The organism is Flavobacterium sediminilitoris, from assembly GCF_023008245.1.
Lineage (GTDB): Bacteria > Bacteroidota > Bacteroidia > Flavobacteriales > Flavobacteriaceae > Flavobacterium > Flavobacterium sediminilitoris.
In genome coordinates this window covers 902329-928271 of the sequence record NZ_CP090145.1, presented here as the reverse complement: position 1 = coordinate 928271, position 25943 = coordinate 902329, and the positions used below count along the sequence as shown (strand labels likewise).

19 protein-coding genes are annotated in these 25943 nt (G+C 30.3%); 10 read left to right on the top strand and 9 right to left on the bottom strand.

The annotated features are described in order from the left end of the window. Positions 1–11: 11 nt before the first annotated feature. Entirely contained in the window at positions 12–1613 is a 1602-nt protein-coding gene (gene aceB / locus LXD69_RS04280) for a malate synthase A (protein WP_246917776.1), read from the bottom strand. Between the two features lie 121 nt (positions 1614–1734). Here aceB and LXD69_RS04275 point away from each other — a divergent pair, with 121 nt between their 5' ends. The 5 genes from LXD69_RS04275 (at position 1735) to LXD69_RS04255 (ending at position 7982) form a co-directional block, all read left to right on the top strand. Next, positions 1735–3216, top strand: a complete 1482-nt coding sequence (locus tag LXD69_RS04275; RefSeq protein WP_246917774.1) for a helix-turn-helix domain-containing protein — start codon at positions 1735–1737, stop codon at positions 3214–3216. A gap of 94 nt (positions 3217–3310) precedes the next feature. After that, complete coding sequence (locus LXD69_RS04270) at positions 3311–4186, top strand: hypothetical protein (RefSeq protein WP_246917773.1); 876 nt, start codon at positions 3311–3313, stop codon at positions 4184–4186. A gap of 137 nt (positions 4187–4323) precedes the next feature. Continuing rightward, positions 4324–5187: a succinate dehydrogenase cytochrome b subunit gene (locus tag LXD69_RS04265; RefSeq protein ID WP_246917771.1), complete on the top strand. Its 864-nt coding sequence runs from the start codon at positions 4324–4326 to the stop codon at positions 5185–5187. Between the two features lie 17 nt (positions 5188–5204). Further along, the gene (locus tag LXD69_RS04260) at positions 5205–7214 is read left to right on the top strand and encodes a fumarate reductase/succinate dehydrogenase flavoprotein subunit (protein ID WP_246917769.1); all 2010 of its coding nucleotides are present in this window, start codon (positions 5205–5207) and stop codon (positions 7212–7214) included. A 6-nt stretch (positions 7215–7220) separates the two neighbouring features. Continuing rightward, positions 7221–7982 carry a succinate dehydrogenase/fumarate reductase iron-sulfur subunit gene (locus tag LXD69_RS04255; RefSeq protein WP_045970731.1) on the top strand — a complete coding sequence of 254 codons (762 nt, stop codon included), beginning with the start codon at positions 7221–7223 and terminating at the stop codon, positions 7980–7982. A gap of 69 nt (positions 7983–8051) precedes the next feature. On the opposite strand, the gene LXD69_RS04250 is transcribed toward LXD69_RS04255, so the two are convergent. Next, positions 8052–10325, bottom strand: coding sequence for an aminotransferase class III-fold pyridoxal phosphate-dependent enzyme (locus LXD69_RS04250; protein ID WP_246917768.1), 2274 nt, complete (start codon positions 10323–10325; stop codon positions 8052–8054). 100 nt (positions 10326–10425) lie between these two features. On the opposite strand from LXD69_RS04250, the gene LXD69_RS04245 reads away from it, so the two are divergent. Then, positions 10426–11193 carry a nitrilase family protein gene (locus LXD69_RS04245; RefSeq protein WP_246917766.1) on the top strand — a complete coding sequence of 256 codons (768 nt, stop codon included), beginning with the start codon at positions 10426–10428 and terminating at the stop codon, positions 11191–11193. A gap of 34 nt (positions 11194–11227) precedes the next feature. On the opposite strand, the gene LXD69_RS04240 is transcribed toward LXD69_RS04245, so the two are convergent. Both LXD69_RS04240 and LXD69_RS04235 read right to left on the bottom strand, forming a co-directional pair. After that, complete coding sequence (locus LXD69_RS04240) at positions 11228–12841, bottom strand: Ig-like domain-containing protein (RefSeq protein WP_246917765.1); 1614 nt, start codon at positions 12839–12841, stop codon at positions 11228–11230. Positions 12842–12907: 66 nt separating this feature from the next. Continuing rightward, entirely contained in the window at positions 12908–13456 is a 549-nt protein-coding gene (locus LXD69_RS04235) for a ComF family protein (RefSeq protein ID WP_246917764.1), read from the bottom strand. Positions 13457–13652: 196 nt separating this feature from the next. Here LXD69_RS04235 and LXD69_RS04230 point away from each other — a divergent pair, with 196 nt between their 5' ends. Together LXD69_RS04230 and LXD69_RS04225 are read left to right on the top strand one after the other, a co-directional pair. Then, complete coding sequence (locus tag LXD69_RS04230; RefSeq protein ID WP_045970739.1) at positions 13653–14483, top strand: hypothetical protein; 831 nt, start codon at positions 13653–13655, stop codon at positions 14481–14483. 59 nt (positions 14484–14542) lie between these two features. Beyond that, the gene (locus tag LXD69_RS04225; protein ID WP_246917762.1) at positions 14543–16084 is read left to right on the top strand and encodes a glycine--tRNA ligase; all 1542 of its coding nucleotides are present in this window, start codon (positions 14543–14545) and stop codon (positions 16082–16084) included. A 72-nt stretch (positions 16085–16156) separates the two neighbouring features. On the opposite strand, the gene thiL is transcribed toward LXD69_RS04225, so the two are convergent. Beyond that, positions 16157–17206, bottom strand: coding sequence for a thiamine-phosphate kinase (gene thiL / locus LXD69_RS04220; protein WP_246917761.1), 1050 nt, complete (start codon positions 17204–17206; stop codon positions 16157–16159). A 68-nt stretch (positions 17207–17274) separates the two neighbouring features. Continuing rightward, entirely contained in the window at positions 17275–17703 is a 429-nt protein-coding gene (locus LXD69_RS04215; RefSeq protein ID WP_246917760.1) for a regulatory protein RecX, read from the bottom strand. Positions 17704–17866: 163 nt separating this feature from the next. Between LXD69_RS04215 and LXD69_RS04210 the strand changes: the two genes are divergently transcribed. Together LXD69_RS04210 and LXD69_RS04205 are read left to right on the top strand one after the other, a co-directional pair. Continuing rightward, positions 17867–21844 carry a hypothetical protein gene (locus LXD69_RS04210; RefSeq protein ID WP_246917759.1) on the top strand — a complete coding sequence of 1326 codons (3978 nt, stop codon included), beginning with the start codon at positions 17867–17869 and terminating at the stop codon, positions 21842–21844. A 117-nt stretch (positions 21845–21961) separates the two neighbouring features. Then, positions 21962–23350 (top strand): dipeptidase, encoded by a 1389-nt coding sequence (locus LXD69_RS04205; protein ID WP_045970749.1) that lies wholly within the window; start codon positions 21962–21964, stop codon positions 23348–23350. A 33-nt stretch (positions 23351–23383) separates the two neighbouring features. On the opposite strand, the gene LXD69_RS04200 is transcribed toward LXD69_RS04205, so the two are convergent. The 3 genes from LXD69_RS04200 to LXD69_RS04190 all read right to left on the bottom strand — a co-directional run bounded on the left by LXD69_RS04200 (position 23384) and on the right by LXD69_RS04190 (position 25918). After that, positions 23384–24247, bottom strand: coding sequence for a cupin-like domain-containing protein (locus tag LXD69_RS04200; protein ID WP_246917758.1), 864 nt, complete (start codon positions 24245–24247; stop codon positions 23384–23386). Positions 24248–24321: 74 nt separating this feature from the next. Next, complete coding sequence (gene bioB, locus LXD69_RS04195) at positions 24322–25407, bottom strand: biotin synthase BioB (protein ID WP_246917757.1); 1086 nt, start codon at positions 25405–25407, stop codon at positions 24322–24324. A 64-nt stretch (positions 25408–25471) separates the two neighbouring features. Continuing rightward, the gene (locus tag LXD69_RS04190; RefSeq protein WP_045970756.1) at positions 25472–25918 is read right to left on the bottom strand and encodes a hypothetical protein; all 447 of its coding nucleotides are present in this window, start codon (positions 25916–25918) and stop codon (positions 25472–25474) included. Positions 25919–25943: the final 25 nt, after the last annotated feature.

The window sequence follows — 25943 nt, the reverse complement described above, 5'->3', positions numbered from 1 at the left end:
AATAAGTTGTGTTAAATATGTTTGTAACCTAAAATTGTTAAAAAGTCTATGAAGTTATAATTCACGACTAAAATATCTAATAGTTGTTCGGCTAGTTTGTAATGTTGTTTTTCGTGATTTTCATCACCAACTAGATTTTTAATTTTTTCATATTCTTCCATGGCAATTTTGTCATAATATTTCTCAGTTAATATTTTCCCATTATCTAGAGTTACGCCATTTCGTAGCCATTGCCATAATTGAGAGCGAGAAATTTCTGCTGTTGCTGCGTCTTCCATTAAATGATTTAAAGCTGCTGCACCTTGACCATTTAACCATGAAGCAATGTATAAAACCGAAATATTGATGTTTTTGCGAATACCTTCTTCAGTAATACTTCCTTGAGGTACTTCTAATAAATCAGCTTCAGTAATGTTTAATTCACTTCTTTTCACGTGAATTTGGTTTTTTGTCGGCATGTTTTCATTAAAAACTTTTAGTGCTACTTCAACTAAATCTGGATGTGCTACCCAAGTTCCATCATGTCCATTTTTAACTTCGCGTTCTTTGTCTGTTTTTACTTTATTGAAAGCAATTTCATTCGCTGCATTATCATTTTTAATTGGAATTTGTGCAGCCATTCCTCCAATTGCGTGAATATTTCTCTTATGACATCTTTGAATTACTAATTGGGAATAGGCGTTCATAAAAGGACTTGTCATGGTAACTTGATCTCTGTTTGGTACAATAAATTTTTCATTATTTCTAAACTTTTTGATATAAGAAAAAATATAATCCCAACGACCACAGTTTAACCCAACAATATGGTTTCTTAATTCATAAATAATTTCGTCCAATTGAAAATTAGCAGTTATGGTTTCAATAAGAACAGTCGCTTTAATTGTTCCATTTTTAATTCCTAAATATTCTTCTGTAAAGTTGAATACCTCATTCCACCATCTGGCTTCTAAATAATGTTCTAATTTTGGTAAATAGAAGTAAGGGGCTGTGTTGTTTTCTGCTAAAGTCTTGTGATTATGAAAAGCATACAAGCCAAAATCTACTAATGAGCCTGAAATTTCTTCATTATTGATTAAGATATGTTTTTCGTTTAAATGAATCCCTCTTGGTCTTACTAATAAAACAGTAGTTTCATTTTTTAATTTATATTCTTTATTTTTCTTTTTGTCAAATAAGTAGATTGTTTTGGCAACAGCATCTTTTAAATTTTGTTGACCATTCATTAGATTGTTCCAAGTTGGAGAAGTACTATCTTCAAAATCAGCCATAAATGTTTTAGCTCCAGAATTTAAGGCGTTAATTACCATTTTTCGATCAACAGGGCCTGTAATTTCGACTCTTCTATCTAGTAAGTCTTCTGGTGTTGATGCAGCAATCCATTCGCTTTCTCTAATTTTTTTTGTTTCTATTGGAAAGTTTGGTAGTTCGCCTTCATCAAATTTTTGTTGTTGCTCTTTTCTTTTTTCAAGAAGTGCTATTCTTTTTTTATTGAATTTTTCATGAAGTTCTATTAAAAAAAACATAGCATTTTCGGTTAGAATATCTGGGAACGATTCTTTTGATTCAATTTTAAATTGAAGTCTTTTTTCTTTTGTTTCTATTTGATTTTCCATGATTTAATTGTTTTGATAAGGCAATATTATAAAAAAGTTTTTTACAAAACAAGCGAACGTACGCTAAAATTATAAAAAATTATTTTTTTACTATTTTGAATATTAGCGTATATTTGAAATTATGAATTTAGAAAGAGATTATATTAAGCTGATTTTTGGGTTGAAACTGAAACAGGCAAGAACAAATAGAAACCTATCTTTGTTTGGTTTGGCAAAAATTACTGGTTTGTCAAAATCATATTTGAATGAAATTGAAAAAGGGAAAAAATATCCTAAAACGGATAAAATTATTTTATTGTCTGAAAAATTAGAAGTGCCTTATGATAATATGGTGTCTTTGAAATTGGATAATAATTTGGCTCCAATAGGAGAAATATTAAAATCTGGAATTTTAAAAGAAATACCTTTAGAGTTGTTTGGTATTCAGGAAGATGATTTGATTGATATTATTGCAAATGCTCCTGCAAAAGTAAATGCTTTTATTAGTACAATTATTGAAATTGCTCAGCATTACAATTTGTCAAGAGAAAGTTTCTTTTTGGCTTCATTACGATCTTATCAAGAAGCGCAAAATAATTATTTTGAAGATTTAGAGCAGAAAGTAGAACATTTCGCAAAGGCATTTCATGTTGATCTTGATTTGCAAATCTCATTGGATGAATTAAAAGCTATTTTAGTTGAAGAATATAATTATAAGATTATAGAATTAGTATTTTCAGAGCATGAAGAATTAGGAGATTTGCGCTCTATCTTTGTTCTAAAGAGTAAAACATTGCTTATTTCTACTGATGTAGATGAGTTTCAGAAAGCATTTATATTTGCAAAAGAAATTGCTTATAATTATTTAGAAATAAAGGAACGATTGTATACTTTTAGTTGGATTAAATTTGATAATTTCGATCAGGTATTGAATAATTTTTATGCTTCTTATTTTGCTGGTGCGTTGCTTTTGCCAAAGAAAAAGTTAATTGATAATTTGAATTTATTTGTTTCTAGAGAAGCTCCAAAGCCACAAGAATTTGTTCAATTAATATCCGATTTTAAAGTGTCTCCAGAAACATTTTATCAGCGTTTAACTAATATTTTGCCAAAAGATTTTCAATTGAAGAATTTATTTTTTCTTAGAATGTCTCACAAGGTAGGAAGTGGTAATTATAAAATTAAAAAAGAATTACATATCACAAATCAGCAAGAACCTCATGCAAATGAAATGAATGAGCATTATTGTAGACGTTGGGTTTCTGTTAAAACAATAATAGAGTCAATAAAACAGAATAAAAATCATTTTTTTGATGCTCAAATTTCTCGTTATGAAAATAGTAATAATGAATATTTAGTTTTTTCTTCGGCAACACCAGATCCGTTTAAAAAGGATCATATAAGAAGTATTTCTGTTGGAATTTTAATAACACCAACATTGAAAAAGAAATTTAAATTTATTGATAATGAATCGATAATTAAACAAGTAGTAGGTGTTACTTGTGAAACTTGTGCTGTTAAAAATTGCTTAGAAAGAGCTGCTGCTCCAATTCAATTAGAGCGAAAAAGGCGTAATGAAAATACAGATTTAATAGTAAATAGTTATATGCAAAAATATAGTTAATAATCTTTTTGATTTCGAATTTAAAATTACAATATAATTAGAATGTTGGCGTTAACCTTAGATAGAACTTTTGTAAATTTGATAAAAAAGAAAAATGAATTGGAAAGTTTTTTTAGGTGTTTTTTTAATGATATTCGTTCTGATTTCGTGTAGTGATCGAGATGATAGTTTGGTCAATAAAGAACCACAATTAATTGTGAAATTTAAATTTGATAAATCTCAAGCCAGATTGAATAACTTAGGACAGCCTTCTGTTGTTTCTACAGGGAACGCATCTCAATCTCCAAAGTTTAATTTTATTAGTGCTCATTATTTTGAGTTAGCCCAAAACGCATATACTCAGTTGGGAGATGGATTGGTTTTGTATCATGGTTCTGAAACAATTGATGGAGGTGATTTAGCAATAGATTTTTCTAGAGCAAAAATTGTGTCAGAAGGAGAGCCTTTTTTGTCAATACCATTAAGTCAAATAAATCAAGGAAATTACGAATATGTGAGAGTTTCTCTGTCTTATCAAAACTATGAAGTGTCTGTTTTTAATAATGGAATTGATTATTTAGGAACATTAGAAAGCTTTGTTGGATTTAATACTTATATTACTTCACATAGTATTGGGAATAATGTTTTTAATGTTAATGGTAATCGCCTTCAAGGATATTGGGCTTTCGCATTGAATAATGCTCCATATGCAACTTCTGGACAAGCTCCACAAGGAAGTACAACTGTTCCAAACCCTATTGCGTCTACATCGGCAATTCAACCAGGATCATGCGTGGTGACTGGTAAATTTGTAGAGAATTTAGTTGTAAATGGAAATGAAACAGACGATATTGTAGTAACATTATCTCTTTCTGTGAATAATAGTTTTGAGTGGGAAGAAGTTAATTTTGATGGGAAATATGAGCCATCAATAGGTGAAAATATTGTTGATATGGGTTTAAGAGGCTTGATTCCTAGCTATGTAAAGTGATTTTATACTTGGTTTAAGGATAAGGTTTGAAAAGGTATATTTTAAATTCATTATAAATAACAACTAAAAGGTTGTAGTTAAAATTAATATGCAGTATTTTTGTTTGATTTTAAAAACTAGAATAATCAAATAAAATTATGGCAAAATCAGCACTTCTAAAGTCATCTATTGCTAAAAAATACTGGATGGCTCTTACAGGTTTATTTTTATGCTTGTTTTTAGCTGGTCACTTAGCTGGAAATCTTCAGTTATTAGTACCAAATAATGCTTTGAATTTTAATCAGTATGCATTGTTTATGACCACTAATCCTGCAGTAAAATTACTTTCTTATTTAACTTACATTTCTATTATTTTTCATGCAATTGACGGTATTTTGTTGGCTTTTCAAAATAAAGCAGCAAGACCGATTAATTATGCAAAAACGAGTCCTTCGGCAAACAGTAGTTTTGCATCTCGTAATATGGCAGTTTTGGGAACTATCATTTTAGTTTTCATTGTAACACATATGGTGAATTTTTGGGCTAAAATGCATTTTGACAAAAATATTCCATTAGCATCAAAAGAAGTTGTTAGTCAAATGGGAAAAACAAAAATGGCTATTGGAGTTTTAGGTTCTCAGAATCCATTTTTTCCTCTAGATTCTTTAGGGAAACTAGATAAAAATATTCTGGAAAGTAATAAATTACAAGTACTAGATGTTACTAAAGTAATAGCAGTTGAAAATAATAATGATGTTGTTTTTGAAGGATATAAAGACTTGTATAAAATTACGTATGACTTTTTTAGAGATGCAAAATATGGCTTATTATTTACAATTGGTTATGTTTTAGCTATGTTAGCATTAGGATTCCACTTATGGCATGGTTTTCAAAGTGCATTCCAATCGTTGGGTATAAATAATAAGTTTACACCAACAATCAAATTTATTGGAAGAGCTTTTGCAGTAATCGTACCTTTATTATTTGCGATTATTCCTTTATATATACACTTTACTAAATAATCAACATCAGATACAATATGAAGTTAGATTCTAAAATACCAGAAGGGCCATTGGCAAAAAAATGGACCGATTATAAAGATCATTTAAAATTAGTTGCTCCAAACAACCGTCCAAAAATTGACATTATCGTTGTTGGTACAGGTTTGGCAGGTGCTTCAGCAGCAGCTTCTCTTGGAGAAATGGGATATAATGTAAAAGCGTTTTGTTTTCAAGATTCTCCTCGTCGTGCGCATTCAATTGCAGCGCAAGGAGGTATCAATGCAGCAAAAAATTACCAAAATGACGGAGATTCTATCTACCGTTTGTTTTACGATACCATTAAAGGAGGTGACTACCGTGCACGTGAAGCAAACGTTCATCGTTTAGCAGAGGTTTCAGGTAATATTATCGACCAATGTGTAGCTCAAGGAGTTCCTTTTGCTCGTGAGTATGGTGGAATGTTAGATAATCGTTCTTTTGGTGGAGTACAGGTACAACGTACTTTTTATGCTGCTGGACAAACAGGACAACAATTATTATTAGGGGCATATTCAGCTTTATCAAGACAAATCGGATTAGGACGTGTTAAAATGTTCAACCGTCATGAAATGTTAGACTTGGTTAAAATTGATGGAAAAGCACGTGGAATTATTGCTCGTAACTTGGTTACTGGTGAAGTTGAAAGACATTCTGCCCATGCAGTTGTAATCGCTTCTGGAGGTTACGGAAATGTTTATTTCCTTTCTACAAATGCAATGGGAAGTAATGTAACAGCTTCTTGGAAAATTCACAAACAAGGTGCTGCTTTTGCAAATCCATGTTACGTACAAATTCACCCAACTTGTATTCCGGTTCATGGAACAAATCAATCGAAGTTAACGTTAATGTCAGAATCATTACGTAACTCGGGTCGTATTTGGGTACCAAAGAAAAAAGAAGATGCTGAAGCAATTCGTGCAGGTAAATTAAAACCAACGCAAATTGCAGAAGAAGATAGAGATTATTACTTAGAAAGAAGATATCCAGCATTCGGTAACTTAGTACCTCGTGACGTTGCATCTCGTGCAGCTAAAGAGCGTTGTGATGCAGGTTATGGAATTGAAGCAAACGATACTAACGAAGGTGTTTACTTAGATTTCTCTTCTGAAGTGAAGAGTAAAGGTAAAGAGGTAGCGTATGCTCAAGGGAATCACAATCCTTCGGAAGAAGAAATTATTACTTTAGGAAAAAAATGGTTGGAAGAAAAGTATGGTAACCTATTCGAAATGTATGAAAAAATTACTGACGAAAATCCATATGAAACACCAATGAAAATTTATCCAGCAGTTCACTATACAATGGGTGGAGTTTGGGTTGATTATAACTTACAATCATCAATACCTGGATGTTTCGTAGCAGGTGAAGCAAATTTCTCTGATCACGGTGCTAACCGTTTAGGAGCTTCTGCTTTAATGCAAGGTTTAGCGGATGGTTATTTCGTATTGCCTTATACTGTTTCTAACTATTTAGCTGATGAAATACGTACGGGTAAAATTTCTACTGATGCACCAGAATTTGCTGAAGCGGAGAAGAATGTAAGAGATTCTATCAATATGTTCTTAAATAACAACGGAACAAAATCGGTTGACCATTTCCATAAAAAATTAGGACACGTAATGTGGAATAAAGTGGGTATGGCGCGTAACGAACAAGGATTAAAAGAAGCAATTGAAGAAATCGGAAAAATCCGTGAAGAATTCTATAAAGAGGTTTACGTTCCGGGTAGTGCAGATGAAATGAACCCAGAATTAGAAAAAGCACTTCGTGTAGCAGATTTCCTTGAACTAGGACAATTAATGGCTATGGATGCTTTACAACGTAAAGAATCTTGTGGAGGTCACTTTAGAGAAGAGTATCAAGATGCTGAAGGAGAAACTCTTCGTGATGATGTTAACATGGCATTCGTAGGCGCTTGGGAATATAAAGGGCAAGATACTACTAAAGCCGAACTTCACAAAGAAGATTTGAAATACGAGTTCATTAAAATTGCAGCTAGAAACTATAAATAAGAGATTATGAGTACAGCAAAAAATATCAATATAACCTTAAAAATTTGGCGTCAGAAAAATGCTAAAACTAAAGGTGGTATAGAAACGTATAAGTTAGATAATGTTTCTACAGCAAGTTCGTTTTTGGAAATGTTGGACCAATTAAACGAACAATTAGTAAGCGAAAGAAAAGAACCTGTTGCTTTTGATCACGATTGTCGTGAAGGAATTTGCGGTATGTGTTCATTGTATATTAATGGTAGAGCACACGGACCAGAAACAGGAACAACAACATGTCAGTTGCACATGCGTAAGTTTAACGATGGTGATACTATCTACATTGAACCATGGAGAAGTAAAGCTTTCCCTGTAATCAAGGATTTAGTGGTTGATCGTACTTCTTTTGATAGAATTCAGCAAGCAGGTGGTTTCGTGTCGGTTAATACTTCAGGAAATACAATTGATGCTAATTCAATTCCTGTCCCTAAAGCAGATGCAGATAAAGCTTTTGAAGCAGCAGCTTGTATTGGTTGTGGGGCTTGTGTTGCATCTTGTAAAAATGGTTCTGCAATGTTGTTTGTTGGAGCTAAAGTTTCACAATATGCATTATTACCGCAAGGAAAAGTAGAGGCAACACAACGTGTATTAAACATGGTACGCCAAATGGATGAAGAAGGGTTCGGTAATTGTACAAATACTGGTGCTTGTGAAATAGAATGTCCAAAAGGTATTTCTTTAGAGAACATTGCTCGTATGAATAGAGAATATTTGAAAGCAAGTATTATCTAAATTGGGATAGAATATAAATTTTTAAAAACGCATTCATTTAATGAATGCGTTTTTTTATTAGAAAAGTATTTAGGGATTCTTGTAGTAATTTTCTAATATAGTATCTGTGTTCTTTACGACAATATCTACATCTTTTTTTGTAAAAATAATAGGAGGTTTTGTCTTTAAAACATTATCAGCAGGACCATCTGTGCTAATTAAAATATTTTTTTCTCTTAATTGATTTTTAATGTATTGTGCTAACTTTGTATCGGGTTCTTTTGTGTCATCTTTAACAATGTCGAAACCTAGAAATAATCCTGAACCTCGAATATTACCTATGCAAGGATATTTTTCTTTGAGATTAGCAAACCTTTCTTTGTAATAATCTCCAACTTTTTTTGCGTTTTCTTGTAAATTTTCTTCTTCAATTACTTCTAAAACAGCTAGTCCTATTGCACATGAAACGGGATTTCCTCCAAAAGATGTGAAAAATTCTACACCAGTATTAAAAGAAGATGCTATTTCTTCCGTACAAATTACTGCTGCCATTGGATGTCCATTACCTATTGGTTTGCCAATTACAACCATGTCAGGGATAACTCCTTGTGCTTCAAAACCCCAAAAGTGTTCGCCGAGTCTTCCAAATCCTGTTTGTACTTCATCACTAATACAAATACCGCCTTGTGCTCTAATGGCCTCGTAAACGGGCTTTAAATATCCTTTTGCTAATGGAATTTGACCAGCACACCCAACTATTGGTTCAGCAATGAATGCTGCAATTTTATTAGTACTGGCTTTTATGTCGTTTATAGTGTTTTCAGCATATAGTTTGCCAGCTGTACCATCATTTTGTGTATATCGGCCTCTATAAGTATCAGGAATTTCTGTTTTTATAATATATTCTTTTTGACCTTGTCCTTTTGGATTACTAAATTTATAATCGCTAATGTCAATTCCTATTTGAGTATGGCCATGATATCCATGTTCTATAACCATTACATTTGAATTGGATGTATGTTTTTTAGCCATTCTAATAGCTAAATCGTTTGCTTCGCTACCAGAATTGACAAAAAATACTTTATTAAGTGTAGCTGGAAATTTTGATAATAATTTTTCAGCATAAGTATTTAAAATATCGTATAAATATCGAGTATTGGTATTTAATTTTGACATTTGAATTTGACCTGCTTTTACTACTTTTGGGTGTGAATGACCAACATGAGGGATATTGTTATATGCATCTAAAAATGTGTTTCCGTATGCATCATACATATATTGAAATGCTGCTCGTTCCACATAAATAGGATTGTTGTAACTAATGGATAAAATTTTTGCTAAATGTTCATGACGTTTTTCTTTTATTTTTTCTGCCTCTAAAGGTTTTTTTATCTCAAAACCTAATGATTCTTTAAATGCATTAGTTATAAAAATTGGATTTGTAGCAATTAAATAGTGAAGCATTTTCCATGCTTTTTCTTCACTTATTAGTGTGTGGGTGTTCTTTGGATTTACATTTCTTGCATGTGCAGAATTACATACACTAATTACTAATCTTGCGGCTATGATGTAATATAAAACGTCAATTTCAATTTCTAATAATGGATGTTTTTCATGATACGATTTCGTGATTATTAAAGCATCTGTTAAATAATTTTCTTTGTTATAAGTTGCATATATAATTGCAATAGCTAATTCATTTATCTGAAAAGAATAAGATAAATCTCCAAAATCAATTAGCCCAGATATCTTATTGTTTTTTACTAAAATGTTCCATTCATTGATGTCATTATGAATAATTGCTTTTCTCAATTCTTCTTTTTTCGGAAGTACTATTTCGTCAAATTGATTAAAAAAATATTCTGCTATTCGTCTGTTTTCAGGATCATTAATATTAACTAAATATTTTTTGTTTAAGTTTAGATTTTCAATATTCCATTCCCAGTTTCTACTTTTGTAGTAATAATTTTTAAAATCTTTTAAATAAAGGTTTAACAAGCCTATTGTTGTTCCGTAAGATGTCATTAAGTCTTTATCATGACTTACTTCTGCTAAAAAATCACCTTGAATAAATGATAATAATCGGAATAATGTTTTATTGTTATTTAGAGATAAAGTTAATATTGTTTCTCCATTATTAAATTTTATTGGAATTGGAGTTTCAATATTTTTAAAATTTTGAAGATGGATTAAAGCATGATTTTCCGCTGTTATTAAATCAAGAGTGTCTTCAGTATATGGGTAAGTTTTTAGAACATATTTAGTTTCTGTAGTTTCAATCAAATAATTTGCGTTGTCATAACCACCAAGTTTAGTGATGGATTTAATTTTTGAGGGAATATAGTCTTGAATGAATGTAATCATTAGAAATGGTTTAAAACATAATTATGTAAGTAAAAATATACTTTTTAAGACTGATTTAGAACATTTTTTTCTACTTTTATCAAGTAATATTTCAATTAAAATGAGAGTAGCATTATTTCAAACCAAACTTATTTGGGAACGCCCAAAAGAAAATAGAAGTTTAATTCAAGAGTACATTAATTCATGTGATAAGGAGTACGATTTATTAGTATTGCCAGAAATGTTTACGTCTGGGTTTACTATGAATCCAGAGAGGGTTGCAGAGAAAATGGATGGAGAAACTATTGAATGGTTGAAATTAGTAGCTATAGAAAAAAACATAGCGATAACAGGTAGTTTGGTTATTGAAGAAAGTGAAAATTACTATAATCGTCTTGTTTTTGTTTTTCCAAATGGAAATATTCAGTATTATGATAAACGACATTTATTTACTTTAGCAGGAGAGGAAAAAGTATATAAAGCAGGAAAAGAAAAATTAATAGTTGAATATAAAGGATGGAAGATTTGTCCATTTATTTGTTATGATTTACGTTTTCCTGTTTTTAGTAGAAATGTTGAAAATTATGATTTATTGATTTATGTTGCAAATTGGCCTAAACCAAGAATTCAAGCATGGAACTCCCTTTTAAAAGCAAGAGCAATTGAAAATATTTCTTACTTAGTAGGAGTAAATAGAATAGGTGCTGATGATAATGAAATGGAATATGTAGGAAGCTCTCAAGTAGTTGACTATTTAGGAAATGAAAGATTAAATTGTGATGATGAGCAAGGAATATTTATTATTGAGCTTGATAAACAAGAAATGATCGAAACAAGAAATAAACTAAATTTCTTGAACGATAAAGACTCTTTTATAATTCAGTTTTAAAAGGATTGCGGTTTAACTTAGGAGAATAAAATGTTTACTCTCCTAAATCAAATTCTTGTTCTACGTCCCAATTTGCTCTAACATCTATTCCTTTTGGATAGTAGACGATTTCTTCAGCATATTTTTTATTTAGATAGTCTCCTGTGTCCCAAATATTATTTTTATTATCATCATATATGATTCTTAAAGTATAAATACTTGGTTCAATTGCATCAAAATAAATAATATTTTCGTCATTACTAATTGCAGAAGCAACTACATCTCCTTTGGCAGTTAAAACTTCTAAAATATAAGGGAATCTATTAGCATTTTTAATTATTACTTTCAAGTTTCCATAGTCTGAAAGCAGTTTTGTATTAAATGAAAAGCGTAATGAATCATTAGTGGTATTGTAAAAATCAGTAATAGCTCCTGGAAGTAGTTCTATCTGGTATTTTTGATTTTCTTCTTTTTTAAAGTCAAATAGAATTTCTTCCTCATATTCATTATAGCTATACTCAAAAGGGATTACTATAGAATCTTTATTAGTTAGTGTAATTTTGTTTTTATCAATAGAGTTTATTGGTGTTTTAGTTTTTAATGTAAACTTGTCTCTAAAGTTTAGAGTATTTTGAACTGCATTAATTTTTAATGAGTCCGTTAGTTTTAATTCTTTAACTTTAGTTTTAAAATTCTTAATATAATTGTCTTTTTTAATAGATATTTCAAGTGTGTCTAATTTTGAAACAGGAAAAAATAATTGAACAGAATCTTTTCCTTTATCTGGAAATTTCGTCATTTTAACAGGAATCTCTTCTAATCCCATTTTTGCAGTAATCTTTACATCTTTTATGTCACCTTGGTAACCCATGAAAAATTTATTATTTGATTGCTGAATAGGTTTTTCAACTTTAAACTTAGGTTTTTCCTTGAATAATTCTATTTCATATAAAGTATTGTCTACGGGAAGAGTTATGGTTTCATCTAAGAAACCAATTTTATCCGATTTTGGATCATATTTATAGTTGTTGTTTTTGTCTTTTAATGCAATTATTTTATATGTTCCTGCTTTTAAATTTTCTAATGCAAATACTTTTAAGCTATCTAAAGTATTGGTTACATATAAAGGAGTTTCTTTAAAAACCGTTGAATCTTTAAAGGTTGTAGCATCATATAATTGAATGTTGACAAAATTGTCAGGTTTTTGTTCATAAGCATCTTTTATGTTACCTAATAAAGCCAGAGAATCAATATAACTGCCAGTAGAAAAGACGTATTTAAACTGAGAATAAGGATTACCTTCATTGTTGTCAGTAATACTCTGGCCGAAATTAAAACTATAAGTAGTATTTGGTTTTAAATCTTCTAAAATCTTAACCGAAATAAATTTACTAGCGCTTCCTTGTGGAATAATTGTAGGTTGTTTTTCTAATGGAGGAGAAATAATTAATTGCTTATTAATATCTTTTACTTTAATAAGCTCATTAAAATTAATCTTGATCTCTCTTCCTGAAAAATTTGTACTAAAATTATCAGGAAAACTTGATGTGATTTTTGGAGCAATAGTATCTTTTGCACCACCATTTATAGTTCCTCTTTTTGCACAACTAGTTGTAAAAATAAATGTGCTAATAACTATAAAAAGAATTGTCAAATATGTTTTTTTCATCTTTCTAAAAAATGTCACTACAAAATAACAACTATATTTAGTGTAAACATAATTTTTTTATTTTTATTATGATTGTGTGTAAGCCATTGTTATAACACTCACTTTCGCATTTGGTATTTTTAATAAAGCTTTTACACACGATTCTATTGTTGCTCCAGTTGTTATTACATCATCAACAAGTAAAAAATGCTTTCCATGAAATGTTTCATCAAATATAACGTCAAAAAATGATTCGGTATTTTCAAATCTTTCATTTTTATTTTTCCTTGTTTGTGTTTTTGAATTGTTTTTTCGAAATAATATTTCTGAATTATAGGAGATTTGTAATGCTTTAGATAATGTTAAACAAAATGTTTCGACTTGATTATAACCTCGTTTCTTTATTTTTTTAGGATGTAATGGAACGGGAATTATAAGGTCGAACTTATACTTGTTATCTATGTCTTTTAAATCTAAAGCATAATTCTCTGCCAAATAGGTGCCAATTTCTTGTTTTCCTTTGTATTTTAATTGATGAATTAGCCTTTGTACAATTCCGTTGTTTTGGAAATAAAGCATTGAAGAAGCAAATTGAATATCAATTATTCCATAAAATTTACCTTTGACATGATTCATTTCAAGTAAATGGTGGTTTGTGTAAGGTAGGTTATGTATACAAGTTGCACATAACATTTTTTCATTATTTAGTAAAAGTGAATTACATCCATAACAAAGTGTCGGAAATAATAATTTTAACAGGTTTTTAAGCATTATGACGATTATAAGTTAGGAAAACATTCAAATTTATTTAATTTATATAAAAATATTGTGAATGGCAACTAACAAAACTAATTTTATAAGAATTTCCTTCGCTTTTTTGGCTGTTTTATTAGCATTATCATTTTTAGGATACTATCATTTTTATTCAGAATATAATATTGTTCTTAAAAAATCTCAAGCAGAAAATAAGTTGTTGCAGAATCAGTTTGATGAGATTCTAAAAAAATATGATTCATTAAGTCTTTCTATTGAAGATGAAGAAGCCCTTGAAGTTAAAGAAGCTATAAAAGATGCAATAGAAAATACGAACGATAATAGTAAAATTAATTTTAGTGACTCTAATAACAAAAGTTTAGAAGATCAGATAAATCAAATAAAAATAGATATAAATAATAATTCTGATGAAATTGTTAGAATTAATGAAAAAATACAAAAAGATAAAAAAACATTAACCCAATTAGAATCACTTAAAAGCAATGATGTAAGAATTAGGCACGATAAATTATCAGCTATAAATGTTACAGTAAGAGGAGTTAAAATTTTATCTGATTTGTATTCAAAAAAGAGAGAAAAAAAAATACAACAAATACGAGTGTGTTTCACACTTCAAGGTAATGAATTTATTAGACAAGGAAATAAAGATATTTATATTCAAGTAGTAAATCCAAAAAACCAAATCATATCTGCGGAAGATACTTCTATTATTTTTAATAATATTAAACTGGTTTATAGTGCAAAAACAGAAGCACTGTATAATCAAAAGGATGTAGATGTTTGTTCTTATGTAAACTTAGAACCAAACAAGACAATCAAAGGCAAATACATCATAAATATTTATAATTCTTTTTCAAAAATTGGTACAACAATTTTTCAATATGATTAATTGTAAATTATTCCGATAATTTCTTTTCTTTATTAAAATCCTATTTTTACTTTTGTGCTATGGCAAAACAGGAAGATATTTTTAAAAACGTAATTTCACATGCAAAAGAATACGGATTCATTTTTCCGTCTAGTGAAATTTATGATGGTTTAAGCGCAGTTTATGATTACGCTCAAAATGGTGTAGAACTAAAGAAAAACATTCGAGAATATTGGTGGAAATCAATGGTTCAAATGCATGATAATATTGTAGGAATTGATGCTTCAATATTTATGCATCCTACAACATGGAAAGCTTCTGGTCACATAGATGCTTTTAGTGATCCTTTAATTGATAATAAGGATTCTAAAAAAAGATACCGTGCAGATGTTTTAATTGAAGACTATGCTGAAAAAATTAATATAAAAGCACAAAAAGAAATTGAAAAGGCAAAAAACCGTTTTGGTGATGCATTCAATGAAGAAGAATTTGTGACTACAAATGAACGTGTTAAAGGGTATTTAGAGCAAAAAAATCAAATTTTACAGCGTTTAGCTCGTTCATTAGAAAACGATGATCTTGCAGATGTAAAGTCGCTAATTGAAGAATTAGGCATAGCTTGTCCAGATTCGGGTTCTAAAAATTGGACAGAAGTACGTCAATTTAATTTAATGTTTGCTACAAAAATTGGAGCATCTGCTGATACAGCTATGGATCTGTATTTGCGTCCTGAAACAGCTCAAGGTATTTTTGTTAACTTTTTGAATGTTCAAAAAACAGGAAGAATGAAGATTCCTTTTGGAATTGCGCAAACAGGAAAAGCATTTCGTAATGAAATTGTTGCAAGACAGTTTATTTTTAGAATGCGTGAATTTGAACAAATGGAAATGCAATTTTTTGTAAAACCAGGTGAAGAAATGAAATACTATGAGTTTTGGAAAGAAACTCGTTTAAAATGGCATCTGTCTTTAGGTTTAGGAAAAGAAAACTATCGTTTTCATGATCATGAGAAATTAGCACACTATGCAAATGCAGCAGCAGATATTGAATTTGATTTTCCTTTTGGATTTAAAGAATTAGAAGGAATTCATTCTAGAACGGATTTCGATTTGAAGGCTCATGAAGAATATTCAGGTAAGAAATTACAGTTTTTTGATAACGAGACAAATTCTAGTTACGTTCCTTATGTTGTAGAAACTTCTGTTGGTTTAGATAGAATGTTTTTAGCTGTTTTTTCAAAAGCTTTACAAGAAGAAACCTTGGAAGATGGCTCTGTGAGAACAGTTTTACGTTTGCCTTCGGTTTTAGCTCCAACTAAAGCAGCTATTTTACCATTAATTAAAAAAGATGGATTGCCAGAAGTAGCAAAAGAAATTATTGAAGAGTTAAAATGGGACTTTAATGTTTCTTATGATGAGAAAGATGCGGTAGGAAGACGTTATAGAAGGCAAGATGCATTAGGAACACCATTTTGTATTACTATAGACCATCAAACATTAGAAGATAAAACGGTTACTATTCGTCATCGTGATTCTATGCAACAAGATAGAGTTGCAATTACAGAATTAAGAGAAATTATTAATAATGAGGTTTCAATGAGAAACTGGTTAATGAAAATGTAGCAGTTTCAAAAGAAAATATAAAAAGCCCTTATTTGTAATAAATTAGGGCTTTTTTATGAGATATAAATAAATTTATTTTTCACTTAAAGAGTTCCATCCTCTTGCTTTTAATGGGATTTTTGTATTTGCTCTCGTGATTAAATGAATACCTTCTTTTTCTTCTGTTATATGTCCAATTACAGTAAAATTTGGGTTAGCTTTAATTTTGTCAAAATCATCCATTTTTATTGTAAAAAGTAATTCATAATCTTCTCCACCACTTAATGCAATGGTTGTAATGTCTATATTAAACTCTTCACAAACATTTATTAATTGTGGATCAGCAGGTATCTTGTCTTCATATAAATTACATCCTACATTGCTTTGCTTACAAATGTGTAGTATTTCAGAAGATAGACCATCAGAAACATCAATCATTGATGTAGGTTTTACTTCTAGTTTTGATAGAAGCTCTTTGATGTCTTTTCTGGCTTCTGGTTTTAATTGACGTTCAATAAGATAAGAATAGTGTTCTAGATCTGGTTGATTGTTCGGATTAACTTGAAAAACTTGTTTTTCTCTTTCTAATACCTGCAAGCCCATATAAGCAGCTCCAATATCACCCGTTACGACTAATAAATCATTTGGTTGTGCTCCATTTCTATATACAATTTCATCAAGATTAGATTCACCAATAGCTGTTATACTAATAATCAAACCTTTTTGAGAAGAAGTAGTATCTCCTCCTATAATATCTACATTATAGGTTTTTGCTGCAAGCTGAATTCCTTCATATAATTCTTCAACAGCTTCAAGAGGAAATCTGTTTGAAATTGCAATCGAAACTGTTATTTGGGTTGCAGTTGCATTCATTGCACAAATGTCAGAAATATTAACAACAACAGCTTTATAACCTAAATGTTTTAATGGCATATAAGCTAAATCAAAATGTACTCCTTCAATTAATAAATCAGTAGAAATAACTACTTTTTTGTTGTTGAAATCAAGAACAGCAGCATCATCACCTATGCTTTTTATTGTAGATTCTTGAGTTATCTGAATATTTTTTGTTAAGTGGTCAATTAAACCAAACTCACCTAGCTCGGCAATGCTTGTTTTTTTTTGATTTTTATCTTCTAACATGGATGTTTTTTTTGCAAAGATACTTTATTGAAAGTATAAGTGAGAATTTAGAAATAAGTATTATTATTTTAATTGTCTAATTCTCTTAGTTTTTCATAGATTAAATGAGATTCATATCCTTTCCTAGATAAAAAATCGACAAACTTTTTATTTTTTTTAGGTCCTTTTCTTTCTTTTATTGTTTCCCAATTTTTTTCAGCAAGTAAATGGAATTTTTCAACATAATTATTTTCATCTATTTCTTTTAAAGCTATTTCAATTAATTTATTAGAAAGGTTTCTAAATTTTAATTCATTTTTAATCCTTATTTTTCCCCAGTTTTTATAATTGAATTTACCTCTAACAAAGCTTTTGGCAAATCGTTCTTCATTAATAAAATTATTTTCTATTAAATACATAAGCACTTTTTCTTTTTCTAAGTTTGAAGCTTTTAATAAAAATAATTTTTCTTCTACTTCCTTGTAACATCGCTCTTGATAAGAGCAATAATATTCCATTTTTGTGCGAATGTCTTGTGATGTGAGCGTGTCTTTGTTTTCTTTATTCAAAGTCTTAACGATTTAGTAAAGTTAATTTTCAACAAAAATAGGTATTATTAAATATTTTTGTCTACTTTTAAAGGCTATTTTGTTATTAACCAAATCTTTAAAGCTATTAACCATGAAGCTAAGATTACTACTAATTACCCTTATTTCAGGGTACTTTGCGTGTGCGCAATCTATATTTGAAAATCCAATAACAGGAACAAACCCAAGTACTTCAAATCCTTATACAATAGGACAAACATTTGATTCTAATATTACAGTATCAGGAATTAGTAGAGGCTCAGGAATTAATGCGGCTTCAGCTAATGATAGATATAGTGCTAATAATTGGAATTCAGGTTCTTTGAATACAGCTAAATATTTTGAGTTTATATTAACTCCAAATAGTGGTTATGAAATTAACTTTATTAGTTTTGTATATATTGGTCAGGCTTCTGGAACAGGTGCAACAAATTTTGCATTTAGAAGTAGTTTGGATGGTTATACTGCTAACATAGGTTCTCCGAATGTTTCTGGTACAATTAGTCTTGCTGCAGGAACTTTTCAAAATATAGCGAGTCCAATTACTTTTAGATTTTATGGATGGGGAGCTTCTTCAGCTACGGGAACTTTTAGTATTAATGACTTTGTATTTAATGGAACAGTTGTTCCTACCTGTACACCTCCAGTAGATCCAATCGGGACTATTTCTGTTATTTCTGGGTGTGGGTCTTCAAATTTAACGTATTCTTTGCCAAGCGCAACAGCATATTGGCAAGTAACTGCAAATGGAATGGATACAAACTTTCCAACTACATCTTCTTATAATGTGTCAACATCAGGGACTTATTACGTGAGAACATTTGATGGAACTTGCTGGTCAACGAATTCCATTTCAAGTATGGTAACAGTTTCCAACCCTGTAAATATAAATACTCAACCAACAGATCAGTTTGCAACAACAGGATTAGGAGCAACTTTTAGTGTTGTGGCAAATAACGCATCATCATATCAATGGCAAGTATCAACAGATGGAGGTGGTTCATGGGTGAATGTTGGAACAAATTCAAGTAGTTACACGACACCATCTGCAACGTTAGCTATGAATGGAAATCAATATCAAGTAATTATTTCTGGGACATCACCATGTACATCAATAACATCTGATTTAGCAACATTATTTGTGACAAATGGAACAACCTTTAGACCTGGAGAGCTTATTTTTACAGGATTTGATGGTCAAATAAATGGGAGTGGAGCAAATGATGAATATTTGATAGCAACTTTAGTTGATATTGTTCCTGGTACTGTATTCTCAATTGTTAATTCTAGATATGAAGCAGGTGCTTTGGCAGGTGTTAGAACAGATAAATGGGGAGGAGGAGGAGATGATCCAAGTGAAGCACCATATGAAGTGGTTATAACATATAATGGTGCAACAAGTATTCCAGCCGGATCAGTATTGCAAATAATAACTAATAACTCGCCAATTTGGTTTGGATCTATTTCTGTGATTACAGGAACAACATCTACAAACAGAACTTCTGATTTTTCGGGTAGTATTATTGGAGGAACACCCAATATTTCAACAAGTTCGCCAGATCAAATGTATTTAATTCAAGGAAGCTTTGTTTCAGATGGGACTATAGATTTAAATGAAGCTAATTATTATTTGACTGGAAAATTATTACATGGTTTAACAAATAGAGCCGCTTGGGTTCCGTTAGCAAATGCATGTAGTGGTTCTAGTTCAACAAGCTCCTCAAATCCAAGAGAATCAAGATTGCCATCTGCGTTAACTTGTTTTAATGTGGAAAGTGTAGATTTAAACGCTGTAAGTGGTTATTATGAGAACGATAAAGAACATGGAATAGCTTCTCTTAATCAAATAATAAATGCAGTTGCAGATGTTTCTAATAATTGGACATTAGGAACAGGAAGATATACTTTAAACCCTTCTAGTAATTTAACAACAAGTGCAGGGAAAACATTTCAAATAGGGGCTAGTAATCCAGCAGGACAATGGGTTGGAGGAATAGATACAAATTGGTTTAATTGTGCAAATTGGGAAGGATTAGCTGTTCCAGATTCAAATACGGATGTAATTATTGATGCTTCAGCTTTAAATGTTGCGCAAATAGATTATTTATCAACATACTCAGATGATTATAATGATTTAGCAGTTAGTAAAAACATTAGTATATTAGGAAGTAAATTGGAGATTTTAGGAAATAGTAATAATGAACTTGAGGTTTTTGGAGACCTATTGATAGATTCTTCAGGAATTTTAGATATGGATGATTCTAATAGTGCAACAATTGATGGACAAATTTATTTAAACGGTAATTGGACAAATAATAGAGATGAGTCTGCATTTGAAGAAGGAAATGGAACTGTCCATTTTAAAGGAAGTAACACACAAATTATAAATTCTGTTCTTCCTGAAGGAACGGAAATTTTTAATCATGTAGTTATTGATAATGATTTTACAACAGCATTATCAAATAATTTAATATCTAAAGGAAATTTAATAGTGACTCCTTCTCATAACCTAGTTGTTTCTACACAAGATTACGTCCAAATTGAGAATGATTTAACGGTTAATGGAGCATTAAATGTTTTAAATAACGGATCATTAATTCAAGTTAATGATTTAGGAATTAATACTGGAAATATTTCTTATGAAAGATCTGCTTTAATGCGAAAAATGGATTATGTCTATTGGTCTTCACCTGTTAGTAATTTTAATGTAAACAATATCTCTATTACAACACCTACAAGCTTGATTTTTAATTGGAATCCTACCATAGCAAATTCAAATTCAGGAATAGGAAATTGGATTAATGCTTCTGGTAATACAATGTCTGCTGGATTAGGTTACATTGTAAGAGGGCCAATAGCATTTACAAATTCATTTCAAACATTTACTGCTACATTTAATAATGGAATACCACATAATGGTGTTATTAATGTTCCTGTATCTAGAGGAACTTATACTGGAACAGATTATTTAGGAATAAATGGAATGACAATTACTAAATTTGATGATAATTTAAATTTAATAGGAAACCCTTATCCGTCTTCGATTAATGCTCTCGATTTTCTTAATTTGAATGCAAATATTGAAGGAGCAGTTAGAATTTGGACACACGGAACACTTCCTTCTTCCTCTATTCCTGATCCATTTTATGGTGATTTTGGTTCTAATTACACAATTAACGATTATATCGTACATAATGGTCTAGGAACAATAAGTGGTCCAGGTGGATTTAATGGTTTAATTGCTGGAGCTCAAAGCTTTTTTGTTATTATGAATGATGGAGCAGCGACAACAGAGAATGTTGTTTTTAATAATTCATTGAGAAGCAGAACGTATGATAATAGTCAGTTTTTTAAAACAAGTAATCATGAAAAATTACTAAATAGAAGTGAAGCTGAAAACGAAAAGCATCGTATTTGGTTAGATTTGATAGATGCAGATAATGAATCTGTAAGAACTTTAGTTGGATATGTTTCTGGTGCTACAATTTTAAAAGACAGAATGTTTGATGCTATTGCAATAGAATCAACTACTGCAACAATTTATTCTCTTATTAATCAAGATAGAATGTGTATTCAAGGTAGAGGATTGCCATTTGAAGACGAAGACAGAGTTCCTTTAGGAGTTAAAATTATTAAAGCAGGAACAAATGCTATTGCAATACACGCAATCGATGGTCTTTTTGATAATCAAGACATTTTTTTAGAGGATTTATATTTAAATGTTACTCATGACCTGAAGAGTTCTCCTTATAGTTTTCATTCAACATTAGGGAATTTTAATGATAGATTTATTTTAAAATATAAGCAGAATAATCTATCCAATGATAATTTTGATATTGATGAAAACGAAATAATTGTTATATCAGAAGAGGATATACAGATAAAATCACTTAAGGATAAAATAGACTCTGTTGTTATATATGATGTGCTTGGAAGGAAAGTATATGATAATAAAAATGTAAACAATGAAATTTTAATCATTGATAGTCTAATGAAAAATCATGTTACACTTATTATTCAAGTAAAAATTAACAATAATAATTCGCAAGTAATAAAGAAAATTATTCATTAAAAAGAAGAGATATAAGAACAAAATAATCTTTTTTAAAAGGAGTTGTTATTAATAACAACTCCTTTTTTTTGTGACTATAATATTTTGTAACTTTGAGTCGCAATCTAAAAAAGTATAATGGAAAATATAAAAAAATACGTTCAAGATAATAAAGAACGATTCATAAATGAATTAATTGAATTATTAAAGATACCATCTGTAAGTGCTGATAGTGCTTATGCGCATGATGTAATAATGACAGCAGAAGCAGTAAAAGCTAGTTTAGAAAAAGCAGGATGTGATTTTGTTGAATTATGTGAAACACCAGGCTATCCAATTGTTTATGGAGAAAAAATCATAGATAAGAGTTTGCCAACGGTTTTGGTTTATGGACATTATGATGTGCAACCAGCAGATCCGATTAATTTATGGACCTCTCCTCCTTTTGAGCCTGTTATTAAAACAACGGATATTCATCCAGAAGGAGCAATTTTTGCTCGTGGAGCATGTGATGATAAAGGACAAATGTATATGCATGTAAAGGCTTTTGAATATATGATTGCTTCAAATACATTGCCATGTAATGTGAAATTCATGATTGAAGGAGAGGAAGAAGTTGGGTCTAAAAGTCTAGGATGGTTTGTAGAGCGTAATCAAGAAAAATTAGCTAATGATGTTATTCTAATTTCAGATACAGGAATGATTTCAAATACTCAACCATCTATTACAACAGGGTTGAGAGGCTTGAGTTATGTTGAGGTTGAAGTTACAGGGCCAAATCGCGATTTACATTCAGGTTTGTATGGAGGAGCAGTTGCAAATCCAATTAATATATTAACAAAGATGATTGCTTCTCTTCATGATGAGAATAATCATATTACAATTCCTGGTTTTTATGATAATGTAGAAGAACTTTCTTTAGAAGAAAGAGCAGAAATGGCAAAAGCTCCATTTTCATTGGAAGATTATAAAAAAGCTTTAGATATTGATGATATTTATGGTGAAGCAGGATATGTTACAAATGAAAGAAATTCTATTAGGCCTACATTAGATGTAAATGGAATTTGGGGAGGTTATACTGGAGAAGGAGCTAAAACCGTTATTGCAAGTAAGGCTTTTGCAAAAATATCAATGCGTTTAGTGCCTAATCAAGATTGGGAAGAAATAACAGCATTATTTAAAAAACATTTTGAAAGTATTGCTCCAAAATCAGTTAAAGTAGTTGTAAAACCACATCATGGAGGTCAAGGATATGTTACTCCAATAGATAGTGTTGGTTATAGAGCTGCAAATAAAGCCTATACAGAAACTTTTGGTGTTCCAGCAATTCCTGTACGTTCAGGAGGAAGTATTCCTATTGTAGCTTTATTTGAAAAAGAATTAAAAAGTAAAACAATATTAATGGGATTTGGTTTGGATAGTGATGCTATTCATTCGCCAAATGAACATTTCGGTGTTTTTAATTACTTAAAAGGAATTGAAACAATTCCACTATTTTATAAGTATTTTACTGAAATGAGTAAATAATAATAGAAAGCCATTCTCATTGAATGGCTTTTTTTATAATTTTTTATTTGTTTCTCTTATCGCTTTCTCATTTTTATAATCAATCCAGTCTTGTCCTTTTCTTTTTCTCATAAAATTATCATAATGACGCATAATGAAAAAATTATAAAAAGCTTTCGCTAGATGTAGAGGCTTTTTAGGGAAAGATCTTAAGCTCATTGAAAATCCGGGAGTAACATATTTCATATAATGCCAATATCCTTCAGGCATATATAACATGTCTCCATGATTTAAATTACAAATAAACCCTTTTGCTTTTTTTAGAGCAGGAAATTTTTCAAAATCTGGATTTTCGAAATCGATATCTTCTCTTGATATTAAAGAGTAAGGTACTTTGTAAAGGTTTGGTGTTTGGTCTGGAGAAAATAAAATGCATTGTTTTTTTCCATGAAAATGGAAATGCAAAATGTTTGAGTAATCAATGTCAAAGTGCATGAAAACTTTTGAGTTTTCACCTCCGAAAAACAACATGGGTAACTGTTTTACTAGTTTTAACCCGATTTTTGGCCATTTAAAATCATTTTGAAGAGAAGGAGCTTCTTTCATTAGATTGTATAGAAAAATTCTATAATTAGTAGGTTTGGTTTGTAGTAAATCAATATAATCGCTCATTTTCATTTTTGAATGAGCTTCATTGAAACCATCTTTATGTGTAACAGGTCTATCATCATAAAGAGGAACAATTTTGTTTCCTGCTATTTTTTTAATATAATTTAGATCCCATTTTGAATAAGCTGGCCAATCTTCCGTAATCTTTTCAATAACTACAGGTTTTTGAGGCTTGACATAATTGGTGTAAAAATCTTCTTTTGAGATAGTTCTTACACGTTCAATTTCTGTTAGTTGTAATTTTGACATATAAAAAAAGCTCTAAGTTTCCTTAGAGCAAATTTATTTAAATGTTATCGTAATTTTAAAAAATTAAGAAAACTTTATTTTCTTTTAGTCGAAGCTTCTAAATTTCGTTCTATAACATGTCCTGGTCTAGACCATTTTGGTTTTTCACCTAAAGTTTGATATTGAGAGTTTTCAGCTTCAATAGTTTCAGGTTGCATCTTCTTAATAAATGGTTTTTGAGGTTGTAATCCTAATAAATCAAACATCTTCATGTCTTCATTTACATCAGGATTTGGAGTGGTAAGTAGTTTGTCTCCAGCAAAAATAGAATTGGCACCAGCAAAAAAGCACATAGCTTGTCCTTCACGACTCATTTCTGTTCTTCCAGCGGAAAGTCTAACTTGAGTTTCTGGCATAACAATACGTGTTGTTGCAACCATTCTAACCATATCCCAAATTTCTACAGGTTTTTCATTTTCCATAGGAGTTCCTTCAACAGCAACTAAAGCATTAATTGGAACAGATTCAGGTTGTGGATTTAATGAAGCTAAAGCAACAAGCATTCCTGCTCTATCTTCTACGCTTTCTCCCATTCCTATAATTCCACCGCTACATACTGTTACATTTGTTTTTCTTACATTGTCAATGGTTTGTAAACGATCTTCGTATCCTCTTGTAGATATAACTTCTTTATAATATTCTTCAGACGAATCTAAATTGTGATTATATGCATATAAACCAGCTTCTGCTAAACGTTTTGCTTGATTTTCAGTAATCATACCTAGTGTACAACATACTTCCATATCAAGTTTGTTAATGGTTCTTACCATTTCTAATACTTGGTCAAACTCTGGTCCGTCTTTTACGTTTCTCCATGCAGCACCCATACAAACTCTTGATGAACCTGATGATTTTGCTCTAAGAGCTTGTGCCTTAACTTGAGAAACAGTCATTAAATCATTTCCTTCAATATTTGTATGATAGCGAGCTGCTTGAGGACAGTACCCGCAATCTTCAGGACAACCTCCTGTTTTGATAGAAAGTAATGTAGAAACTTGTACTACATTTGGATTATGAAATAGTCTATGAGCTGAAGCAGCTTCATATAGTAAATCCATTAATGGTTTGTTGTATAGAGTAATTATTTCTTCTTTTGTCCAATTATGTCTAATAGTATTCATGCCAAATTCTTTTATGGCTCAAAAGTAACGAATTAGTTTAGAAGATTAAAAAAATTATGTATTTTCAATTAATATTTGCTTTTATAATAATGTCTTTCCAGTATTGCATTAATACAAATGAACCAATTAAACTTGATGCAACTCCTTCAAAAAATAAAACACTACAATATTTTATCATATTTGTTTTACCAGTGAAAAAGAAAGTGTCAGATAAACGAGACAAATAAGTTTCTCCTCCTTTTATGTAGATAAAAATAATCAATCCTATAATACCAAGTAGAACTCCAATTATGCCTGTTTTGAATCCAGATAATAAGTTTTCTAAATAATCAGAATTATTATGATGGAAATTAAATTTAATTGTTTTGTTTATGCCGTAAAGAACAATAAAAGCATTAAAGAATCTTAAATAGTTTTTGTCTGCTAAGCCTAGCAAGTCCATTAATAGGAAGAATAAACCAACTCCTAAAAATATCAGGAAGCCGTTTTTGATTTCAACTGAATTTTTCATAGTATTTAAAGTTTAAGATAATAAA